General features: G+C 61.3%; 14 protein-coding genes. 3 read left to right on the top strand and 11 right to left on the bottom strand.

The window, feature by feature from the left end; translation table 11 throughout:
* Positions 1–374: 374 nt before the first annotated feature.
* The 3 genes from BANAN_RS05965 to hflX form a co-directional block, all read right to left on the bottom strand.
* On the bottom strand, positions 375–1,307 hold the full coding sequence (locus BANAN_RS05965; protein ID WP_014698014.1) for a cation diffusion facilitator family transporter: 933 nt from the start codon (positions 1,305–1,307) through the stop codon (positions 375–377).
* Positions 1,308–1,419: 112 nt separating this feature from the next.
* Positions 1,420–2,382, bottom strand: coding sequence for an L-lactate dehydrogenase (locus tag BANAN_RS05970; protein WP_004218626.1), 963 nt, complete (start codon positions 2,380–2,382; stop codon positions 1,420–1,422).
* Positions 2,383–2,556: 174 nt separating this feature from the next.
* The gene (hflX, locus tag BANAN_RS05975) at positions 2,557–4,077 is read right to left on the bottom strand and encodes a GTPase HflX (protein ID WP_041777149.1); all 1,521 of its coding nucleotides are present in this window, start codon (positions 4,075–4,077) and stop codon (positions 2,557–2,559) included.
* A gap of 130 nt (positions 4,078–4,207) precedes the next feature.
* Here hflX and BANAN_RS05980 point away from each other — a divergent pair, with 130 nt between their 5' ends.
* Both BANAN_RS05980 and hrpA read left to right on the top strand, forming a co-directional pair.
* Positions 4,208–4,837, top strand: a complete 630-nt coding sequence (locus BANAN_RS05980; RefSeq protein ID WP_014698016.1) for a class I SAM-dependent methyltransferase — start codon at positions 4,208–4,210, stop codon at positions 4,835–4,837.
* Between the two features lie 43 nt (positions 4,838–4,880).
* Positions 4,881–8,927 (top strand): ATP-dependent RNA helicase HrpA, encoded by a 4,047-nt coding sequence (gene hrpA, locus BANAN_RS05985; protein WP_014698017.1) that lies wholly within the window; start codon positions 4,881–4,883, stop codon positions 8,925–8,927.
* Between the two features lie 94 nt (positions 8,928–9,021).
* Here hrpA and glnA read toward each other — a convergent pair whose 3' ends face one another.
* The gene (gene glnA, locus BANAN_RS05990) at positions 9,022–10,359 is read right to left on the bottom strand and encodes a type I glutamate--ammonia ligase (RefSeq protein WP_014698018.1); all 1,338 of its coding nucleotides are present in this window, start codon (positions 10,357–10,359) and stop codon (positions 9,022–9,024) included.
* A gap of 180 nt (positions 10,360–10,539) precedes the next feature.
* Here glnA and BANAN_RS05995 point away from each other — a divergent pair, with 180 nt between their 5' ends.
* Positions 10,540–11,943 carry a DUF2252 domain-containing protein gene (locus BANAN_RS05995; protein ID WP_014698019.1) on the top strand — a complete coding sequence of 468 codons (1,404 nt, stop codon included), beginning with the start codon at positions 10,540–10,542 and terminating at the stop codon, positions 11,941–11,943.
* Positions 11,944–12,069: 126 nt separating this feature from the next.
* Here the strand turns inward: BANAN_RS05995 and priA are convergent, their stop codons facing one another.
* The 7 genes from priA to dnaE form a co-directional block, all read right to left on the bottom strand.
* Entirely contained in the window at positions 12,070–12,798 is a 729-nt protein-coding gene (gene priA, locus BANAN_RS06000; RefSeq protein WP_014698020.1) for a bifunctional 1-(5-phosphoribosyl)-5-((5-phosphoribosylamino)methylideneamino)imidazole-4-carboxamide isomerase/phosphoribosylanthranilate isomerase PriA, read from the bottom strand.
* A 47-nt stretch (positions 12,799–12,845) separates the two neighbouring features.
* On the bottom strand, positions 12,846–13,493 hold the full coding sequence (hisH, locus tag BANAN_RS06005; RefSeq protein WP_014698021.1) for an imidazole glycerol phosphate synthase subunit HisH: 648 nt from the start codon (positions 13,491–13,493) through the stop codon (positions 12,846–12,848).
* Positions 13,494–13,524: 31 nt separating this feature from the next.
* Positions 13,525–14,274: a hypothetical protein gene (locus tag BANAN_RS06010; protein ID WP_014698022.1), complete on the bottom strand. Its 750-nt coding sequence runs from the start codon at positions 14,272–14,274 to the stop codon at positions 13,525–13,527.
* Positions 14,274–14,876: an imidazoleglycerol-phosphate dehydratase HisB gene (gene hisB, locus BANAN_RS06015; RefSeq protein WP_004218611.1), complete on the bottom strand. Its 603-nt coding sequence runs from the start codon at positions 14,874–14,876 to the stop codon at positions 14,274–14,276. Before hisB ends, BANAN_RS06010 begins: the two co-directional genes overlap by 1 nt.
* A gap of 42 nt (positions 14,877–14,918) precedes the next feature.
* Positions 14,919–16,085, bottom strand: coding sequence for a histidinol-phosphate transaminase (locus BANAN_RS06020; protein ID WP_014698023.1), 1,167 nt, complete (start codon positions 16,083–16,085; stop codon positions 14,919–14,921).
* Entirely contained in the window at positions 16,082–17,464 is a 1,383-nt protein-coding gene (hisD, locus tag BANAN_RS06025; RefSeq protein WP_014698024.1) for a histidinol dehydrogenase, read from the bottom strand. Before hisD ends, BANAN_RS06020 begins: the two co-directional genes overlap by 4 nt.
* 291 nt (positions 17,465–17,755) lie before the next feature.
* Entirely contained in the window at positions 17,756–21,322 is a 3,567-nt protein-coding gene (gene dnaE / locus BANAN_RS06030) for a DNA polymerase III subunit alpha (protein WP_014698025.1), read from the bottom strand.
* Between the last annotated feature and the right edge of the window lie 175 nt (positions 21,323–21,497).

Raw genomic sequence — 21,497 nt, forward strand, 5'->3', positions numbered from 1 at the left:
AATCAATATTGCCGGAAGGAACCGGCGACTACAGACTTACCCCTGTGTTGACCTAAATGGGACCCCCAAAGCACCTTGCCGCGGGGTCCCATTCATATTTCTTGCCCTCTTTCCTACCCTCATATCGCCATCCATTCCACATCGGGGACGCGTCCCATCTGCAGGCGACTCGATAGGGTCATAGCATGTCGTGGAATATGGTCGGTAGGTAAACGCGAATAGTACAAAACGACCATACTTGGGCCAACTATGGTCGTTCAGCGAACGCATCCATCACTCAACGACCATAATCCTTCAAAGTATGGTCGTTTATGCAACAAGTCCGTCACGAAACGCCCATGGCAACCGCTCCGCCAATCTGCGTACGGCGGCGATCATTCATGGATCTGCCCCACGTCGACGTTCGAATACCCCTCCGGTTCCAACTGGAACGTGGTATGCGCGATCGACACCGGGAAATGCTGTCGCGTGCAATCCTGCAGCTGTCTGAGCACCTCGCCCGCCTGGGTCATGGTCAGATTGGGCTCAACAATGACGTGCGCGGTGAGAATGGGCATGCCGGTGGAGACGACGCTCGCATGCAGATCATGCACGGCCAGAACGTGCGGCACGCCCAACAAGTGCTCACGCACCTTGTCGAGATCGAGACCATCCGGCGTCTCCTCGAGCAACACGCGCATCGCATGGTGGAGCAGCCCGTAGGCCCGCGGAATCATCAGCAATGCGATCAGCGCGCCGGCGATGGCGTCGAATCCGCTCCAACCCGTGCACATGAGCACAATGCTCGAGATGATCACCGCAACCGAGCCAAGCGCATCATTGCACACCTCGAGGAACGCGGCGCGCATATTCATGTTGTCATTCGACTGTGCGCGCAACACGAACATGGATCCGATATTCGAAGCCAAGCCGAGAATGCCGAAGAACAACAGCAACCGAACATCGTGCACCGACTCCGATTGCACACCGGTGAGCCTGAGCACCGCCTCGATGAGCGCATACAGGCCCACGAACATGAGCACCAGTCCTCCACCGGCGGCGGTGATGATCTCCAGACGGGCCCAGCCCCACGTCTTCGACTTGTCGGGCTTGCGACGCATGAGCGCGGCCGTGACGGTCGATGCGGTGAGCACGGCGACATCGGTGGTCATATGCCCCGCATCAACCAACAACGCCAAGGAACCGGTGAGCGCAGCACCCACGACCTCGGCCACCAGGATCGTAGCCGTCAGCACCAAGGTGACCATGAGTCGTTTGAAGTGCCCTCCGGTGCCGTTCACCGGTGCGTGGGAATGCTCGTGCGCCATCTCTCTCCCATATTCTCGTGTCAAGTGGTGTATCCAGTATGCGCCGGGCATCCGTGACACGCCAGAAAAAGAAATGCCGCCGGAAAACCGGCGGCACTCATATCATCGCGAATCAGAAGCCGAACTGGGCGGCCGTCTCACGCAGCGTCTCGGCGGAGCGCTTGAGGGCTGCAAGCTCGCGGTCGGAAACCGGCGTGTTGATGCGGGAGTTCACACCGTTGCGGTTGAGCAGCGTAGGAACCGACATGCACACGTCGGAAATGCCGTGGAAGTCGCTCAGCAGCGACGAAACCGGCAGAATGCGGTTGGAGTCCTTGAGAATAGCCTCGATGATGTCGACGCCGGACATGGCGATGGCGTAGTTCGTCGCGCCCTTGCCGTTGATGATCTTGTAGGCCGCGTTCTTCACTTCCTGGTGAATGCGCTCGCGAGCCTCGGCATCGAGCGGCTCATGGCCCGGCAGTGCCTGCCAATCGCACATCGGAACGCCGCCGATGGTGGCGGAGGCCCACAGCGGGACCTCGGAATCGCCGTGCTCACCGGCGATGTATGCATGCACGTTCTTGACATTCACACCGGTCTGCTGGGCGATGAGGAAGCGCAGACGAGCAGAGTCGAGGTTGGTGCCGGAGCCGAACATACGCGATGCCGGCAGACCAGAGAGCTTCATGGCGACATGGGTGACGATGTCCACCGGGTTGGTGATGAGCATGTAGATCGCGTTCGGGGCGACCTTGAGCATGTTCGGGATGATCGACTTCATGATGTTGATCGTGGCACCGGCGAGATCGAGGCGGGACTGACCCGGCTTCTGGCGTGCGCCGGCGGTGATGACGACCATGTCGGCGTCACGGCAGACCTCGGGGTCGTCGGAGCCCTCGATGGAAACGGTCGGGAAGAAGCTGGAACCGTGCTGCATGTCGAGCACCTCTGCCTCGACACGCTCCTTGGCGATGTCCTGCAATGCAATCTCACGGGCGATGCCACGCTCCGCAGCCGCGAACGCAAGTGTGGAACCGACTGCACCGGCTCCGACGATGGCAAGCTTGGTTGGCTTAATTGGCGAATTCACCATGCTGACGACCTCTCATACTACCCGCTTATGGCGGGATTCACATATCTTTCACCTGTACTTTAGCAGAATCGCGCCACAGCGGTGCCTCTCGCGATTCTTTTTATAGTTCAACGCGAACACGATACGAGCATGTTTCAACGAGCTGTATACACCACAGCATCGGTGTGATCTGCATCACTCCCCGGTATCCCCGTGCTCCGGGGCATTCGGCTCGTGCAGGGCCACGTCCATGATTCGCGCCGCCAGTCTTTCGTCCACGAAAGCCTGCAGCATAATGCCGTCATCGCGGTATTCCAGCGACTCCAGACGCCCATACTCGCGGACCTTCGCCAGCAACGACCCCTCGGTGTACGGCAGCAACGCCTCGACATGCACATCCGGATCGACGAGCATCGACTCGACGTCGGCACGCAATGCGTCCACGCCCTCGCCAGTCGCAGACGAAGCGATATGCGCATCGGGTGCGAGCGCATGCAGACGCTCGCGTTTGGCGTCGTCAATGAGGTCGGCCTTGTTGAACACGGTGATCACCGGCAGCCGCTCCACACCGTCTATGGTCTGCAGCACCTCGTTCACCGCGTCGATCTGAGAGAACGGATCGGGGTGCGAGGCATCGACCACGTGCACGATGAGGTCGGCATCGGCAATCTCCTCAAGCGTCGATTTGAACGCCTCCACCAGATTCGTGGGCAGGCGGCGCACAAAACCGACGGTGTCCACATAGGCATAGAGTCGGCCGTCGCGCGTCTGCGTGCGGCGCACCGCCGTGTCGAGGGTGGCGAACAGCGCGTTCTCCACCAGTTCGGTCGAACCCGTCAGCCGGTTGGTCAGCGACGATTTGCCGGCATTCGTGTAGCCGACGACGGCGATGGTGGGCAATCCGTAACGTCGGCGTGATCCGCGCTTGACCTCGCGCGTGCCCGACATCTCCTTGATCTGCTTGCGCAGTCTCGCGATGCGAGTGCGGATCACACGACGGTCCATCTCGATCTTCGTCTCGCCCGGGCCGCGGGAGCCGATGCCGGCGTCGGCACCGGCGGCACGTCCGCCCGCCTGCCGTGACAATGCGGCGCCCCAACCGCGCAGACGCGGCAGCATGTACTGCAACTGCGCGAGCTCCACCTGGGCCTTGCCTTCACGAGAGGTGGCATGCTGTGCGAAGATGTCGAGGATCACCGCGGTGCGATCCACCACCTTGACATGGGTCAGATCCTCCAAGGCACGCCGTTGGCTCGGCGGCAGGTCGGCGTCCACGATGATCGTGTCCGCGTCGTTCGCGGCGACGATGTCCGCTATCTCACGCGCCTTGCCGGAACCCACATATGACGTCCCATCAGGCCGTGACCGCTGCTGCAGCACGCCGTCGCACACCTCGGCGCCCGCCGTCTCGGCGAGTGCGGCGAGCTCGCGCAACGACTCCTCGGCCTGCGCGAGCGTCCACTCCCGGGAAGACCACACCCCCACCAATACGACCTTCTCCAGTCGAACCTTGCGGTATTCGACCTCGGTGACGTCTTCGAGCTCTCCCAGACCGGCCACATGCTTGAGCTCGTTGTGCCCTTCACGCTCGCGCCAGGTCTCGTCCTCACCCTGCCAGCCGGCGTGGTCGTCGTCGAGCAGCACCTGCGACTTCCCGTCGAGCACGTTCTGCGAATCTGTGGTCTGCGGATCCTCGGTATATCTCGGGTTGCCCATGCGGCCCCCGTTCTCGAATATGGTCAAAAGCGCCTTTCTTTTGAACTGCAAGCGTTCTTATATCATGGTACGTATAGTGAACAAGACAGGTACGGCAAATATTTCAGTATTTCATGGAAACGGGGATGTCATGGGCAAGTCGAACGGCACGGCGAACGAACAGTACTTCAGCTCCGCGCCACAGTCCGCCGATGTACGCAAGACACTCGAGGTAACATTGCGCGACCATCCGGTCACCGTCGAGACATCCAATGGCGTCTTCTCAACGCACCGCGTGGATCTTGGCACCTCCGTGCTGCTCCGGCATGCGCCCATGCCCCCGCTTGAGGGCACGTTCCTCGATCTCGGTTGTGGCTGGGGTGCCATCGCGCTCGCGCTCGCATTGGAATCGCCGGAGGCCACCGTATACGCGGTCGACATCAACGAGCGAGCGATCGCACTGACACGTAGCAACGCCCAGGCGAACGGCTGCGGGAATATTCACGCCGGCGCTGCGGCTGTAGTACCTGGTGACGTGCGCTTCGACGTAATCTGGTCGAACCCTCCGATCCGCATCGGCAAGGAAGCGCTCCACGAACTGCTCATGGAGTGGCTTCCGCGCCTCGCCTCCGGCGGCCATGCCTATTTGGTGGTGCAGCGCAATCTGGGCTCCGATTCGCTCATCCCCTGGCTCGCCGAACATCTCGGCGACGGCTACGAAGTGGGCAAATACGCCAGTTCGAAGGGCTACCGGGTGATTGACGTGCATAAGCTCGCCTAGCACAGCGCAATACCTGAACACCGATTATCTTCAGAAAGACGTTATGAAATTCGAATACCCCGATCAGCTGCCTGTCTCGGCCGCGCGCGAAGCCATTGCCAATGCGGTGCGTTCCAGCCAGGTGGTGATCATCTCCGGGCAGACCGGTTCCGGCAAGACCACGCAGCTGCCGAAGATCCTGCTCGAACTCGGTCGCGGCTCGCATGGCAAGCAGATTGTGCACACGCAGCCACGCCGTCTCGCCGCGCGCACCGTGGCCGAACGCATCGCCGATGAGATGGGCGTGCACCTGGGCGACGAAATCGGCTACCAGGTGCGGTTCACCGACGAAAGCTCGCCGAAGACACGCCTGCGCGTGGTCACCGACGGCATTCTGCTCGCGCAGATCCAACGCGATCCGAAACTGACACGCTATGACACGATCATCATCGACGAGGCGCACGAACGCAGTCTCAACATAGACTTCCTGCTCGGCTATCTCACCGCCCTGCTGCCGTTGCGCCGCGACCTGAAGCTCATCATCACCTCCGCGACGATCGATTCGGTGAAGTTCCAGAAGCATTTCGAAGACGCACTGCACACCAAGGTGCCGGTGATCGAGGTCTCCGGCCGCACGTACCCGGTCACGATCTGCTATGAGCCGCTGGGAGGCACCCCCGCGCTGATGAGGCATGTTCCCGGGTTCGCGGACGGAACGTCCGGCGACGACATCACGAACCCGGACGCCGAGGCAATGGACATGCCCACCGCGGTCGCGCGCGCATGCACCGAATTGGCGATTCTCTCCACGCACGACCAAGGGCCACGCGACATTCTCGTGTTCGCCTCCGGCGAGCGCGACATCCGCGACTTCGAGCAGGCGCTCCGCCATCATTTCGGCCCGCGTGCCGCCGACATGCGCAGGCCGGACGCCATTGAGATCGTGCCGCTGTTCGCACGTCTGAGCGCCAAGGAACAGCATCGTGTGTTCGAACCGCATACGCACCAGCGCATCGTCATCGCCACGAACGTGGCCGAGACGTCGCTCACGGTGCCAGGCATACGCTATGTGGTGGATCCGGGTAACGCGCGTATCTCGCGCTATTCGAAGCAGGCGAAGGTACAGCGGCTGCCCATCGAGCCGATCTCACAGGCAAGTGCCGATCAGCGTTCGGGCCGCTGCGGCCGCATCGCCGACGGCATTGCGATCCGTCTGTATTCGAGTGAGGATTACGAGTCACGCCCGCGTTTCACCGAGCCGGAGATTCTGCGCACATCGCTCGGCGCGGTCGTGCTGCACATGCTCTCGGTGGGCGTGGCGAAGACGGCGGAGGACATCACCGATTTCGGATTCATCGACCCGCCTGACATCAAGGCGGTTTCCGACGGCATCAACGAACTCACCGAATTGCGTGCGATCTCTCGCAAACGCGGCGTCATGCAACTGACGCACACCGGGCGCCAGCTTGCGCGCATACCGATTGACGTGCGTCTGGGCCGCATGGTGATCGAGGCCGGCCGCTCCACCACACCGAACACCTTGGCCGCCGTGCTCGTCGTCGTGGCGTTCCTGAGCCTGCAGGATCCGCGTGAACGCCCCGAGGAGAAGCGCGAGGATGCGGATCGCATCCACAACCGCTACGCCGACGAGACCAGTGATTTTCTCACCGCACTGAACATATGGGACCGCGCATATGGGGCGGATGGCGAGATGAGCAGCCATGCACTGCGCAGGCTGTGCAAGACTGAATACCTGCATTTCCTGCGTATGCGCCAGTGGAGGGATCTCGTCTCGCAGCTGCGCGAACTGTGCCGCGAACTCAAGTTCAATGTGGGCGAACCGATTCCGGTGTCGCGACCGCCGCGTGAGATCCGGGAACTGCCGATCAACCAGCAGGCTGCGCATTCGCTCGCCTGTTCATGGGACAGTCAAGGCATTCACACTTCCATGTTGGCCGGTCTCCTCTCGATGATGGGCATGCAGGTCGTGCATGAGCCGAAGGCGTCCGATTTCACCGGTCTCAAGGGTGCCGCCCGAGCGCGGGCGATGAAACGTGCACAGAAGATGGCGAAGAACGATTACTTGGGTGCGCGAGGCACGCATTTCGCGATTTTCCCGGCGTCGGCACTCTCGAAATCCACGCCGAGCTGGGTGATGAGCACCGAACTCGTGCAGACGAGCCGGCTGTGGGCGCGCTACTGCGCTGCGATCGACCCTGCGTGGGCGGAGCCGCTCGCCGGCAATCTGACCCGCACCACGTATGCGAACCCGCACTGGTCCGCCTCACGTGGCTCCGCAGTGGCGGAATCGAATGTGCTGCTGTATGGGCTGCCCATCGTGCAGGGGCGCACCGTGCAGTGGGGGCGCATCAACCCGCTCGAGGCACGTGATTTCCTGATTCGTCAGGGACTTGTGGAAGGTGAGATTCAGCAGCGGTTCGCGCACGACGAGTTCATCGACGCCAACCGGGCGGTCATCGAGGAGGCTCAGGAGGAGTCGAATCGCACACGTCAGGTGGCGCAGACGGTGAGCGACGAGGATCTGTACGATTTCTATAACGAGGTGATCCCGAACACGGTGACCTGCGTGGCTGACCTGGCGAAATGGTGGAAGGGCGAATTTGAGGCTCACCCGCATCTGCTTGATTTCGACCCGTCCAAGGTAGAGCGGCTCCTCGACCAGGAATCGGTGAGCATGGAGGACTTCCCCGACCACTGGGTCACCGTCGGTTCCGACGAACGTGTGATCGAGCTGCGGCTGAGCTACGTTTACGACACGCACGATCCGGCGGACGGCGTCACCGTGCACATTCCGCTCGGCGTGCTCTCACGCATCTCGGCACCGCAGTTCAGCTGGAATGTGCCCGGGCTGCGTCATGAGCTCATTGTGGCGATGATCAAGGCATTGCCGAAGGCGCTGCGCGTGCAGTTCGTGCCGGCGCCAGACACCGCGACGAAGATCGAGGACTGGATCGACTCCCATTTCGAATCCGACCCGGGTTCCGGCACACTGGACTCCCCCGCACAGGTTGACGGAGGCGTGTGGCCGGATTTCGCGCACGTGTTCACGCAGGCCGCCATCGAGGTGGTCGGGGCGCAGATTCACCCGGAGGTGCTCGATGGCCTCGCCGACAAGCTGCCGCCATACCTGCGCATGAATTTCGTGATCGAGCAGCCGAAGCCTCGGCCGAAGCGTGCCCACCGCCGCCGTTCGTACGACGATGGCGTGGTGGTGCTCGGCACAGGCAAGTCGCTGGTCGAGCTACAGCGCCAGTTTGCCGAACAGGCGCAGGAATCCGCACGCAAAATCGTGCACCGGCAGGCTCAGAAGGCCGCCGAGCAGGGGCAGGTGGTGGCCGAGGCGGATCTGCTGCGCAAAGCCGGTGCCACCACGGAGGCGCGTGAGGAGATGCTCTGGCGAGGGGCGCTCGATCGGCTGCGCCTGCCCGCCGAACGCATCTCGTCACGCTGGCTCGGTGCCGAGGCCCTCATGCTCGCATCGGCGCCGTATTCGACCACAAAGGCGCTCGCCGACGACCTGCAGTTGCAGACGGTGAAGCGATTGCTGCCAGATATTGCGAAACTGAGCTCCGACGAGGCGTTGAGCGAGGCCGTGGATGGCGTCAAGGAAGTGTTCGAGGACGCCGTGTATGAGGTGGCCAAGGACGCGATCGAGGTGCTGCGGGCCTATGCGCAGGTAGACAAGGCGGTCAGCGGCAAGGCCGACCTGCCCATGCTCTCGGTGCTGCAGTCGGTGCGCGAACACATCGCCACACTCGTGCATCCCGGTTTCATCGGTGCCACGCCGCCCGATTCATTCCGCAGACTGCCGGTCTACCTGCAGGCCGACATGAGCAGACTCTCCAAGGCGAAAACCGACAAGAACCGCGATGTGCGCTGGGCGTGGCAGGCCGACGAAGCCAAGCAGATCGTCGACAAAGCGCTCGAAAAGGCACGCAAGGAGCCGGCCGGAGCCAAGCACGACGAGCTCATGGCCAAGGCGCTTAAGGCACGCTGGATGCTCGAGGAGTTCTACGTGTCGCTCTGGGCGCAAGAGCTCGGCACTCCTTACCCGGTAAGTGTGCAGCGCATCCAGAAAGCCTTGCGATAGTGTCCCCCATGTGCATGCATATGCAAGCGGCGGGGTGTTCCGAATCACATTCGGAACACCCCGCCGCTTTTCTCGGCATATTCGCATCGACAGCTCAGAGCTTGGCCAAGTACTTCTTGAGCTCGAAGGGCGTCACCTGGCTGCGGTACTCCTCCCATTCCTTGCGCTTGTTACGCAGGAAGAACTCGAAGAGATGCTCGCCGAGCACATCGGCCACGAAATCGGATTTCTCCATGATCTTCAGGGCCTCGTCCAGCGACTCGGGCAGTGGCTGAATGCCCATCGCCTGGCGTTCGGCGTCGGTGAGCTCCCACACGTCGTCGCTCGTAGGCTCGCCCAAGGTCATCTTCTTTTCGATGCCGTCGAGACCTGCCGCCAGCAGCACCGAATAGGCAAGGTACGGGTTCGCTCCCGGATCGAGCGCGCGGAACTCGATGCGCGCGGAATTGCCCTTGCCTGGCTTGTACTGTGGAATGCGAAGCAGGGCCGAACGGTTGTTGTGTCCCCAGCAGATGTAGCTCGGGGCCTCATTGCCTCCCCACAGACGCTTGTAGGAGTTCACGTACTGGTCGGTGACGGCGCAGATCTCGGCGGCATGGTGCAGAATGCCAGCAGCGAACTGACGGGCCGTCAGCGACATGTTGAATTCCTGACCGGCCTCGTAGAACGCGTTCGCATCGCCTTCGAACAGGCTCAGGTGCGTGTGCATGCCCGAACCCGGCGCGTCCGCGAGCGGCTTGGGCATAAAGCTCGCATGGATGCCACGTTCGAGGGAGATCTCTTTGACCACCGTGCGGAAGGTCATGATGTTGTCGGCAATCGTCAACGCATCGGCATACCGCAGATCGATCTCATTCTGACCGGGACCCGCCTCGTGATGCGAGTATTCGACCGAGATGCCCATCTGCTCGAGCATGTTGACGGTGGCGCGGCGGAAATCCATGCCTGGGCTGCGCGGCACATGGTCGAAATAGCCGCCCTGATCGATCGGCACAGGGGTCTTGGACCAGTCGTCCTGCTTCTCGAACAGGTAGAACTCGATTTCGGGATGCACGTAGAACGTGAAGCCCTTCTCCTTGGCCTTCGACAGCGAGCGCTTGAGCACATGGCGTGGGTCGGAGAGCGACGGCTCTCCCTCCGGAGTGAGCACGTCGCAGAACATACGCGCCGTGCCCTGTGGACCTCCGCGCCACGGCAGAATCTGGAAGGTGCTCGGATCGGGCTTGACGATCATGTCGTCTTCGGACACACGCGTCATGCCCTCGATCGCGGAGCCATCGAAACCAATGCCCTCCTCGAATGCGGCCTCCAGCTCTGCAGGCGCGATGGCCACTGATTTCAATGTTCCCAATACATCCGTGAACCACAGGCGAATGAAGCGAACATCGCGTTCCTCAACGGTTCGGAGCGCAAATTCTTGTTGTTTGTCCATAGCACCCCATCGTTTCAAACCGATGTTACGGCACGCGTTAACAGACGGTATGTGGACACCGCATCGACATACGGACGGAATCCGTACGGAATGCCGTATAAACGCGGATTGTGTCTGCCCGCGCGGTATTGTGCAAGTATGAGCGATGGAAATCTCGTAGAGTCAAGCGAAGCGCATCCGATGTTCGACATGAGCGCGTGGACGGAGTTCAAGGACCCCGAGGATCGCACGAACGCCGGTCTCAAACTCCGCGAACGCTTCCCGCTCTCCTCGCATGCCGTATGGCGCGTGCGCACGAAGCGCCGTGACGTGATCGGTCTGCTCGAGGAGCAGAACAAGATGCGCGTTCCCGACCTGGTGCCGCTGCGGTTCAAGCGCATGAGCGCAAACGCCTTCACCTTCTACCGAGGGGGCGCGGCGATCATGGCGAACGATCTCGCCCGCACCCCTACCACCTGCATTCCGGTGCAGTGCATAGGCGATGCGCACATAGGCAACTTCGGCATCTTCTATTCGCCGTCCAAACGTCTCGTGTTCGACATCAACGACTTCGACGAGACGGCCACAGGCCCATGGGAATGGGATATCAAGCGACTTGCCGTTTCGGTGGAGATTGCGGGGCGCAACATAGGGCTCAAGGAGAAGGAGCGTCATGATGCCGTCTACCGCTGCGTGAAACAGTACCGTGAAACATTACGGAAATTCTCGCAGATGGGTTTCCTTGACACGTGGTACACCCATTTCGATGTGGAAGACAGCCTCGCCCATCTGGAGAAGGCGATGAAAGCGAAGCCGTCGAAAACGTTGCACGGCGCCATAGCCAAGGCGCGTTCGAAGGACTCCAAGAAGGCAGCCAACAAGCTCACCTATCTCGACGGCAACCGACTCCGTTTCAAGACCGAGCCACCCGAGCTCGTGCAGATCAACGACATTCGCGGCTACGAGGACATCGATGCGCTGCGCGGCCGCCTGCGACAGCTGTTCGACACCTACCGCGATTCGCTGTATGAGGACCGTCGCCATGTGCTCGAACAGTACCATTATCAGGACACAGCGCGCAAAGTGGTCGGCGTCGGTTCCGTTGGCACCCGCTGCTGGATCAGCGCGTTCATAGGCCGTGACATAGACGACCCGCTCATTCTGCAGATGAAGGAGGCGGTGGCCAGCGTGCTGGCCAAATACGTGGGCCACTCCCCCTACAGCACGCACGGTGAGCGCGTGATCCAAGGTCAGAAGCTCGTGCAGTCGACCGCCGACATTCTGCTCGGGTGGTCGCAGTTCGTGGCCAACGATGGTCTGCCGCGCGACTATTACGTGCGACAGCTGTGGAATGGCAAGGGTTCCATTGATCTTGACACGCTGCATGCGGATTCGTTGAGCAATCTGGGTTCGCTGTGTGCGTGGTGTCTCGCCCATGCGCATGCGCGCAGCGGCGACAGCATGGCGATCAGCGGGTATTTGGGCGACAGCGACGAATTCGAGACGGCGATGATGAGCTTCTGCGATTCATACGCCGACCAGAACGAAGACGATTTCGAGCTGTTCACCCAACTCATCGCATCCGGTGAGCTCCCTTGCGCATAGCCTGTTATGCGGTGACGCAAACAACTCGAATACATATATGACATATATGAAGTGCGTCAATGGAGACATTTTCCGGCAGAAAGATGTCCCCATTGACGCACTATTCAATTGGCGCACTGTGCAATATCACGCATTGGCTACAGCAAGTGCCTCCTCGAGCGTGAAGGCGCCCGCGTAGAGGCTCTTGCCCAGAATCGCGGAGTCGACGCCGAGCGGCAGCAGCTCCTTGATGGCACGAAGATCGTCGAGCTTCGAGATGCCGCCGGAGGCGGTCACTCTGGCCTCGGTGCGCTCGGCCACTTCACGCAACAGATCGATGTTCGGCCCGCTCATCATGCCGTCGCGGGTCACGTCGGTGACCACGTAGCGCGAGCAGCCGGCGTCGTCGAGGAATCGCATCGTCTCGAACAGGTCACCGCCCTCCTTCACCCAGCCGCGGGCGGCAAGCGTATGCCCACGCACATCGAGGCCAACGGCCACCTTGTCACCGTATTTGTCGATCACGCGGGCCGTCCACTCCGGATTCTCCAGTGCGGCGGTACCGATGTTCACGCGTGCGGCGCCCGCGTCGAGCGCGGCATCCAGAGAGGCATCGTCACGCACGCCGCCCGACATCTCGATGTTCACCTTGTCTCCGAGCTGCCTGACGATCTCACGCAATTGGGCGCGGTTGTTCCCCGTGCCGAAGGCGGCGTCGAGATCGACCAAGTGGATCCATTGTGCTCCGGCCTCCACCCACGTGCGTGCAGCGTCGAGCGGCGAGCCGTAGTCCGTCTCCGAACCGGACTCACCCTGACGTAAACGGACGGCCTTGCCGTCACGGACGTCAACGGCCGGCAACAAAGTCAGTGACATGTTCTACCCCAATCTGGAATCTGAAAATATGGCAAATAACAACACAACTAGAGTATGGCGGCCCAGTTCGTGAGCAGTCTGGCACCTGCCTGCGCGGACTTCTCCGGGTGGAACTGCGTGGCGAACAGAGGTCCGCGCTCATAGCTGGCCACGAAATGGCTACGGCTGTAATCGCAGAACGCCACTTTCTGCTCGGCATCGCCGAGGTCGATGTCGAACTGCGTCAAATCCGCGGGGGCCGCGGTGAAAGCGGCGTAGGAGTGCACGAAATAGAACCGTTCACCCTCCACGCCATTGAGCAGCACGGAGCCTTCGGGGGCATCGACGGTATCCCATCCCATGTGGGGCACCACGTCGGCATCGAGTCTGCTCACCTCGCCGTCAATGAGCTGCAGCCCAGGCGTGTCAAGGTCATGCTCGGTGCCACGGGTGAACATGATCTGCTCGCCCACGCACACGCCGAGCACCGGGCGCCCCGCACGCAGACGGTCGTAGATCACGTTGTCGCCATTCACCTTGCGCAGTCCCTGCATGCAGGCACCGAATGCGCCCACGCCCGGCACGACGAGCCCGTCGGCCTCCAAGGCCTTGCGGTAGTCGGAGGTGAGCGTGACGTCAAGGTCCTGATTGGCGAGCGCGCGCATCATGGAGCGCACATTGCCGAACCCATAATCAAACACGACTACAGATTTCATAATCTCACTTTCTTCCCTGTGCCCCGTGCACTCAGTCAATCGACGAGCCGTCACGCCCGAAGTTCGTATGCTCGGCGATGATTTTCAATGCATGGTCGTGATCCAGATCCGCGGAATTGACAATCCTCACACCCTGCTGCGCGAGCGCATCGACTGTGGTGAGTCCGAGCATGAGATCCTCCACGAAATGCGCGAGCGTCTCCAGCACGAACGGCGGCGGCAGTTCCGCGTCCTCGGCGGTGCCGTTCGCATAGGGAACGGCGGTCATCTTGTCGGCGCGATCCACGAGCAACAGCACGCTTAGCCCCGCCACCACTTCGGTGAGGTCCTTCGCGGCCGCCTCGGGACCGTCCCCGTTGAGATTGCGCAGCACTGCCACCGCCCCCTCATGCGAATCGATGCATTGCGCGGTGATGTCGGCGAGCGAGCAGAAGGCGGCGAGCAGATCGGCCGAGGTGAGGCGTGTGACCAGAATCGCACGCTTCGCCTTGTTGCCGAGAATCCCCTCGAGTTCGTCGTCGAAGCTTGTCTCGGCGTTCGCGTTCATGATCTGCGAGAATTCGTCGGACACGTCTTCGGGAGCGTTGCCGTCTTCCGATTCCCCGGTCGTGGATTCCCCGGCATCGTCGGTGCTCACATTCTGCTCGAGATTCGCAAGCTCCTGGTTGAGGCTTTCCATCTCACGTGCGAGATCCGGGTCGCTTTCGAAGGCCCAGAACGCGTCGTTTTCGTCGCCGGGGTTATCGGGATTGTTGGGATTTCGCTTGTCGTCGTCTGACATCACAGCGCGCCCTTCGTGCTCGGAATCAGTCCCTGAATGCGGGGATCGGGTTCTATGGCGAAGCGCAATGCGCGGGCGAGCGCCTTGAACTCCGCCTCTGCAATGTGGTGTGGGTCACGGCCGGCAATGAGATGCATGTGCAGGCAGATCTGCGCGTGGAAGGCGATCGATTCCATCACATGGCGTACAAGTGAGCCGGTGAAGTGGCCGCCGATCATTGCGTACTGGAAGCCTTCGGGTTCGCCCGAGCACACGCAGTATGGGCGCCCGGAGACGTCGACGACGGCTTTGGCGAGCGCCTCGTCGAGCGGCACTGTGGCATCGGCGAAGCGACGGATGCCGCGCTTGTCGCCGAGGGCCTGGCGCAACGCCTCCCCGAATACGATCGCCGTGTCCTCCACGGTATGATGGGCATCGATATCGGTGTCGCCGCTTGCCACGATGTTGAGATCGATGAGCGAATGCTTGCCCAGTGCCGTCATCATGTGATTGTAGAACGGCACAGTCGTTTCGATGTTCGTCTTGCCGGTGCCGTCAAGGTTGAGTTCGAGGTCGATGCTGGATTCGCTGGTCTGGCGAACAATGTGCGCGGTGCGTGCCATGTGTCTCCATGTCTCCTTTGCGGGTATACGTATGTCTGCAGCCTAGGCGTTCTCGACGGCGCGCATCGATTCGACGAGCGCCTCGCGGAATCGGCGCATCTCCTCGTCGGTGCCCATGCACACACGCAGCCAGCCTTCCGGCCCCACCACGCGAATGAGCACGCCACGCTGGAGCATCTGGTCGAAGATGGCTCCGCGATTGTCGAAATGGCCGCCGAACAGCAGGAAATTCGACTGCGAGGGGGCGACTTCGAGTGGCTGGCCCTTATAGGTCTGTTCCTTGAGCCAAGCGGCGGTCTGCTCGCGAATCTCGCGCAGGTGGTCCACCTGGCTCAGCTGTTCCTTCGTATGATCGAAGGCCGCCAGCGCCACCGCCTGCGTCACGGCAGACAGGTGGTATGGCATGCGCACGATGCGCAGGCAGTCCACAATACCTTCGCTGGCCGCCAGATAGCCCACTCGGGCTCCCGCGAACGCGAATGCCTTGCTCATGGTGCGGCTCACGGCCAGATTGTCGTAGTCGTTGATGAGCGTCGTGGCCGACGGCGTGCCCGGGTTGCGGAATTCAATATAGGCCTCATCCACAACCACGATCGGGTGCACCCCATCGTGTGCACCAGCGACCTGAGCACTTTGGCAATGTTCGAGAATGCGCTTGAGATCGGTCATGGGCAGTTCGGTGCCGGTCGGATTGTTCGGGCTGGTGAGCACCACCATGGCCGGCTGGATCGCATCGATGTCCTCGATGGTACGGTCCACATCAAGGGTGAAGTCCGGCTTGCGGTGCGTGGTGTGCCAACTGGTGAACGTGTCGCGTGCATACTCGGGGTACATCGAATAGGCCGGGTCACAGCCCAGTGCGGCACGGCCAGGGCCTCCGAAAGCCTGAAACAGCTGGAGCATGATCTCGTTGGAGCCGTTGGCGCCCCACACCTGTTCCACCGTGAGCTGCGCCCCCGATTCCTCCTTGAGGTACTTGACGAAGGCCTCGCGCAGTCCGATGTGTTCGCGGTCCGGATAGCGGTTGAGTGTGGGCGCCACCTGCTTGACGCGCTCCACTATGCTGCGAACCACGGCGTGATCCGGCGGATACGGGTTCTCATTGACGTTCAGGCACACCGGGACGTCAAGCTGCGGGGCGCCGTAGGGCACCTCGCCAATGAGGTCGTTACGCAGTGGCAGATCCGCCGGAATCATCGCTTCGCTCATCGTAATCCTGCTTCTTCTTCCTGTTCGGTAATGGTTTCCTTGTTGTACGGATCGTCAATGAAGCGCGTCAGCACGCTCTCGCCGTGCGCCGGGAGATCTTCCGAGACGGCGAAGGCGTTCACCCTGGCGGCGAGCTCCTTCAGTCCCTGCTCGTCGTATTCGATGACCTCCACCGGCTTCATGAACGTGTGCACGCCGAGACCAGCGGCGAATCGTGCGGTGCCCGAGGTGGGCAGCACATGGTTCGAGCCCGACATGTAGTCGCCCAGCGGCACCGGGGAATAGTTGCCGCGGAAGATGGCGCCAGCGTTGCGGATCTTCGCGATCACGGCATCCGTGTCTGCAGTCTGCACTTCAAGGTGTTCGGCGGCGTAGGCGTTCGCCGCGTCGATCGACTGCTCGATGCCGTCGGTGAGAATGATGCCGGACTGCTTGCCGGAGAGGCTGGTGGCTACACGTTCGGAGTGCTCGGTGCGCGGCACACGCTTGTTGAGCTCGGCCTGCACCGCCTCGGCCGACTGCTCGTCGTCGGTGATGAGCACCGATCCGGCGAGTTCGTCGTGCTCGGCCTGACCAATGAGGTCAGCGGCGACATATGCCGGGTTCGAGGTCTTGTCGGCGATGATGGCGATCTCAGTGGGACCGGCGACCGCGTCGATGCCCACAATGCCCGAGACGAGACGCTTGGCCGTGGCCACGAAGATGTTGCCCGGACCAGTGATCTTGTCTACCGGCTCGCACAGCACCGGGGAGACCGGATTGTCGAGGTCGGCGGCGCCATAGGCGAACATCGCGATGGCCTGTGCACCGCCGACGGCGTAGACCTCGTCCACACCGAGAATGGCACAGGTGGCAAGAATCGTCTTGTTCGGCCAACCCTGCGCATTGTCACGGCTTGGCGGAGTGGCGATGGCGAGGCTTTCGACACCGGCGGCCTGTGCCGGCACCACGTTCATGATTACGGAACTCGGGTACACGGCCTTGCCGCCGGGCACGTACAGACCCACACGCTGGATCGGGATCCAGCGCTCACTGACGCGCGCACCCTCGGCCAGATCGGTGTGGAAGTCCTCCGGGACCTGCGATTTCGCGACTGCGCGGGCACGGCGCACGGATTCCTCAATCGCTGCGCGTACTTCCGGGTCGAGGCTCGCCACGGCGGCATCCATGACGTCGGTGGGTACACGGAACGACTTGGGGACGATGTGGTCGAATTTCTCGGCATATTCACGCAACGCTGCGGCGCCGTTCTCCCTCACGTTGTCGAGAATCGGCTGCACGATCTCGCTCGCTTCGTCGGTTCCCATCTCAGCTCGTGGCATCGCGTCGAGCATCTCGGCGCGTGTCAGTTCCTTGCCGCGCAAATCAATGATGCGCATATAGTTATCTTGGCTCATAAGCCACTATGGTACCAAGCGCCTGTCACGAGAAGGAAAACGAGAGCATCGGGCCTTTTGCATCGTGAGATTGCCCGCTGACGTGTCCCGACGAGTCCCCATGTTCGCGTCAATCCAGCAAATTTGCGTAGTCGGGGACGCGCTCCGTGTGGAATTTGTCCCAGATTACGCAAAACAATGACAACGATCAGATGAGAAGATGGCAGGCATCCGGTTTGCGTGAACGGAGACGGCATGCGATGGCATGCCGTCTCCGTTCACGCAAACCGCCGTTCAGATCATAGGCAGTGCGTTGGCGCCGAAGAGAACCTTGATATCGGCGAACAGGCCGGTCTCACGGCGCACACGGAAGCGATCGCCGAGGGTCATGAGGGTCACGCCGCCATTGTCATCGACGATGGCAAGCCTGACCTCGCAGGCACCGGGATGATTGGAGAGGATCTGCGAGAACTGTTCGAGCCGTTGCATATCGAGGGCGTGCGCAGGCAGCTGGACGAAAACAGGACGGTCCTCACCGGCTTCGATGACGGGCACCATGAGGTCGGTGGCGCGCAACGAGATCGTCTCGTCACGTGCCTCGACCATGCCACGCACCTGCACGATCGTGTCGACGGCGAGTTCCGCCGCGTGCGCCTCGTACACCTTGCCGAACAGCAGGCATTGGATGGAGCTCTCCATGTCTTCAATCGTCACGATCGCCCATCGGTTGCCCTTCTTGGAGACGCGTGAGTCGACGTTGGTGATGAGCCCGGCGACCATGACCTGACTGCGCTCGGGCATCGTGGGAGCACGGTCGATCAGTTGCGCGATGGACATGTCACGCAGGCTGGCGAGCACGGACTGCATGCCTGAAAGCGGGTGGTCGGACACATACAGGCCCAGCATTTCGCGTTCGAAGTTGAGCTTGGTCTTCTTATCCCACTCCTCCACGTCGGGTACGCTGATCGACACATCGCCGAGCGCTTCGGCCTCGCCATCACCGGCACCGGCGTCGAGGTCGGCGAAGAGGTCGAACTGCCCAGTGGCCTGCTTGCGTTTGAGGTCGGTGACCGAGTCGATCGCAGCCTCATGAATCTGGTAGAGGGCACGCCGGTTGGGGTCGATCGAGTCGAAGGCACCCGCCTTGATCAACGATTCGACCAGGCGCCTATTGAGTGCGGTCAGAGGCACACGGCGAATGAAGTCCATGAAGTTGACGTACTTGCCATGGCTGCCCTGACGTTCGGCAATGATGTCGGCGACTGCCTTCTCACCCACGTTCCTGATGGCGCCAAGTCCGAAACGCACCACGTCTCCGACGGCGGAGTAGGCGTACACGGATTCGTTGACATCCGGCGAGAGCACCTTGATGCCCATGCGGCGCGCCTCGCCCAGGTACAGGGCGGTCTTGTCCTTGTTCGTGGAGGCACCTTGCAACAGAGCGGCCATGAACTCAGCCGGATAGTGCGTCTTCAAATAGGCGGTCCAATACGAGATGAGCCCGTAGGCGGCAGAATGTGCCTTGTTGAACGCGTAGCCCGAGAACGGCACCAGCACGTCCCACACCGCCTGTGCCGCCTCGCGGGAATAGCCGTGCTCCTTCATGCCCTCGAAGAACGGCACCTGTTCCTTGGCCAGCACCTCGGGCTTCTTCTTACCCATCGCGCGTCTGAGCACGTCGGCCTTGCCCAGCGAGTAGCCGGCCAGAATACGGGCGGCGGATTGCACCTGTTCCTGGTAGATGATCAGGCCGTAGGTCTCGTCGAGCACCTCCTTGAGCGGCTCGGCAAGCTCCGGATGGATCGGCTCGATCTTCTGCAACCCGTTCTTGCGTTTCGCGTAGTTCGTATGCGAGTCCATGCTCATCGGGCCCGGCCGGTAGAGGGCGATCAATGCCGAGATGTCGTTGAAGTTATCTGGCTTCAGCTGCTTGAGCAACGCACGCATGCCGTCGGAATCGAGCTGGAACACACCCAGCGTGTCGCCGCGCGACAGCAGCTCGTACGTCTCCTTGTCGTCAAGCGGAATCTTCGTATGGTCGATCGGCTCCTTGCCGTTGGCCTCGATGTTCCTGAGCGTGTCACCGATCACCGTCAAGTTGGACAGGCCCAGGAAGTCCATCTTCACCAGCCCCAGCGTTTCACATGTGTGGTATTCGAATGTCGTCGTCACCGTGCCGTCCGTACGCTCCAGCAGCGGCGACGTGTCCGTGATCGGCTCCGATCCCATGATCGTGGCGCATGCGTGCACACCCGTCTGGCGAATCAGGCCCTCGATGCCCATCGCCTCGTCGGTGATTCGCTTGGCATCGGGATTCGACTCATACAATTCGCGGTATTCACGCGCCTCCGCATAGCGTTTCGCACCCGGATCGAAAATGTCATGCAGCGGCACGTCCTTGCCACCCGTTGCCGCCGGCGGCAACGCCTTGGTGACCAACTCGCCCATCGAGAACTCGTAGCCCATGATGCGCGCCGAATCCTTGAGCGCCTGCTTCGTCTTGATCGTGCCGTATATCACGCATTGCGCCACCTTGTCGTGCCCGTATTTGTCGCCGCAGTACTCGATTACCTTCAGACGGCCCTCCGGGTCGAAGTCCACGTCGATATCCGGCAGTGACACGCGCTCCGGGTTCAGGAACCGTTCGAAGATCAGACCGTGCTCCAACGGATCCAGCTCGGTGATGCCCATTGCATAGGCAACCATCGATCCTGCCGCCGAGCCACGGCCCGGCCCCACCATGATCCCATGGTCCTTGGCCCACTGGATGTAGTCGGCCACCACCAGGAAGTAGCCCGGGAACTGCATCTGGCAGATCACACCGCACTCGTAATCCGCCTGTGCCAGCACATGCGCTGGTACGTTGCCCTCGTACCGCCGTTCGAGGCCCTCCTCCACTTTCTTCAGGAACAGCGACGTCTCGTCCCAACCCTCCGGGCATGGGAACTTGGGCATGAACGCACCGTCCTCGTGGTCGTCGAACATCACATTGCAACGTTCCGCCACCTCGATCGTATTGTCGCATGCCTCGGGCAGGTCGCGGAACAGCTCGCGCATCTGCTGCGAGGAACGCATGTAATACCCTTCACCATCGAACTTGAACCGGTCCGGATCATCCAGATGCGAGCCTGAATTGATGCACAGCATCGCGTCCTGCGCGCCAGCATCCTCCTCGTGGACGTAATGCGAATCGTTCGTGGCCAGCAGCGGCGCACCGAGCTTCTTCGCGATCTCAAGCAGGTCCTTCGTCACCTTACGCTCGATCTCAAGATTATGGTCCATCAGTTCAATGAAGAAGTTGTCTTTGCCATAAATGTCCTGCAACTCACCCGCCGCGCGCAAGGCCTCATCGAACTGACCGAGGCGCAAACGGGTCTGCACAATGCCCGATGGGCATCCCGAGCCGCAGATCACGCCCTTGCTGTAGGTGGAGAGCACCTCCTTGTCCATACGCGGATAGCGCATCACACGTCCTTCGAGATTCGCCACCGAAGAGGCCCTGATCAGGTTCCTCAATCCTTCGTCGTCCTCGGCCCACAGTGTCAAATGCGTGATCAGGCCGCCACCGGACACATCATCACGCCGTTGCGCCTCCGTGCCCCAATGCACGCGCGATTTGTCTTGCCTCGCCGTCTCCGGCGTCACATACGCCTCGATGCCGATGATCGGCTTGACATCCTGCTTCACCGCCTCGGTGTACATCTCATACGCGCCATGCATGTTGCCATGGTCCGTGATGCCCACGGCGCCCATTCCCAATTCCTTCGTGTACTTCACCAAATCGGGAATCTTCGATGCGCCATCGAGCAACGAATAATGCGTATGGTTGTGCAACTGCACGAAATCAGCGGAATTGGTCATAGTGTTCTAATGTACCTTGAAATCTGCTTGCTGTACAGGGCGCAAGCAGAGGTGCCCCGCAACCCTTCGAACACGCCATGTCCGTTTCGACACTCGGCATTTCCAGCACATCAATCGCTTCATATGGAAACAGCGCCGCATCGTCGCTAGAGTGTTGGCAACATTGCCGAGTAAG

Origin of the sequence: Bifidobacterium animalis subsp. animalis ATCC 25527, assembly GCF_000260715.1 — a bacterium.
Taxonomy (GTDB): domain Bacteria; phylum Actinomycetota; class Actinomycetes; order Actinomycetales; family Bifidobacteriaceae; genus Bifidobacterium; species Bifidobacterium animalis.